The organism is Dietzia sp. DQ11-71 (genome assembly GCF_014144995.1).
GTDB lineage: Bacteria > Actinomycetota > Actinomycetes > Mycobacteriales > Mycobacteriaceae > Dietzia > Dietzia kunjamensis.
On sequence record NZ_JAALDT010000374.1, the window covers coordinates 1 to 1,668 of the forward strand.

The following is a 1,668-nucleotide window of genomic DNA, read 5'->3' on the forward strand; positions in this document are numbered from 1 at the left end:
CCTGGATCCACCGATGAGATGAACTTCTAGCGCGGTGTGGGAACGCGAGAATGCCCTTCTGAACTGGCAAGATACGACTTGCTTAAGGTCCGTATCGCCAATTCAAGAAGGGCATCCCGCAGATGCAACTATCTCACACTCTGCCCGTAAGCTTCGCGACGTTCGATGAGCCCAACCTCGTGTCGGGCGCCGGCCTCGTGCCGCTGATGAAACTCGCCGACCGGGCGGGCCTGCACCGGCTCGGTGACGAGCATCTGAGCGTGCCCACCGACAAGGGCTCCAACGGTGGAGTGAAACTGGCCTCGCTCGTGGCCGGGATGGCCGCAGGCGCGGATAGCATCGACGACATGGCCCTGCTGCGCCACGGGGCGATGGGCACACTCTTCGACCGCCCGTACGCCCCTTCGACGCTGGGATCGTTCCTGCGGCAGTTCACCTTCGGCCACGTCCGCCAAACCGATGCGATCGCCTCGCGGTTCGTGCGCGCACTGGCCGAACACACCGGACTGCTCGGTCATGAGTCGGACACCGGGACGGTGATGGTCGATATCGACGACACGATCGTGGAGGTCTACGGACACGCCAAGCAGGGCGCCTCGTTCGGCTACTCCGGGGTACGTGGCCTGAACGCGCTGCTGGCCACGGTCTCCACCGAGCAGGCTGCTCCGGTGATCGCCGCTCAACGGCTGCGCAAGGGCTCTGCCGGGTCCCCGCGAGGGGCTGCCCGGCTGGCCACCGACACGCTGGCACTGATCCGCCGCACCCACCTTCACGGCCGTGACGTGCTGGTCCGAGGCGATTCGGCGTTCTACTCCCACAGCATGGTCACCGCCTGCCTGGCCGCCGGAGCCGAGGTCTCGGTCACCGTACGCATGGACCCGGCGGTCAAACGTGCCATCGCCACCATCGACGACGACGCGTGGACCACGATCAACTACACCGACGCGATCTTCGACGAACACACCAACCGTTGGATCTCCCGCGCCGAAGTCGCCGAGGTCGACTTCACCGCATTCACCTCGAAGCCCAAGAACGACCAGGTGCCGGGTCGGCTCGTGGTGCGCCGTATCCCCGACCTGAATCCCAAGGCTGCAAGTGGGCAGGCGAGCCTGTTCGATACCTGGCGGTTCCATGCGTTCTTCACCACTACATCCGTAGAGCAGTACGACACAGTGGCGGCCGACAAGACCCACCGCGCACACGCGATCATCGAGAACGTCCACGCTGACCTGAAAGCCTCCGCGCTGGCGCACCTGCCCTCGGGCGTGTTCAACGCCAACGCCGCCTGGCTGACCTGCGCCGTCATGGCGTTCAACCTCACCCGCGCCGCCGCCACCCTGACCACAAGCTCGAGCCTGGCACGCGCGACGACCGCGACGATCCGCCGCAAACTCATCAACATCCCGGCCCGGATCGCCTCCTCAGCCCGGCGGCTCCGACTCCATCTACCCGAAAGCTGGCCATGGCAAACAGCCTGGCAGGCGCTCTACGACACCGTCTTCTCCCCGCGCCGGCCCAACGTGCCGATCTGACTCCCAACTCCAGCACCTACGACCAGGAACCAAAGTGGAAAGCCGGGCAGACCGGCGGACCTCACACGCCCTCCATACGGTCACGACCCACGACCATGCCAGCGACCGCCCCGGCTACTTCATCGGTGAATTGAGG

General features: G+C 65.6%; 1 protein-coding gene. It reads left to right on the forward strand.

The features are described from left to right. Positions 1-122: 122 nt before the first annotated feature. On the forward strand, positions 123-1,532 hold the full coding sequence (locus G6023_RS12865) for an IS1380 family transposase (protein ID WP_069389547.1): 1,410 nt from the start codon (positions 123-125) through the stop codon (positions 1,530-1,532). Positions 1,533-1,668 lie beyond the last annotated feature (136 nt).

Coding starts and splice junctions, on each gene's coding strand:
- G6023_RS12865 (WP_069389547.1), top strand. CDS start 123: ATGCAACTATCTCACACTCTGCCCGTAAGCTTCGCGACGTTCGATGAG.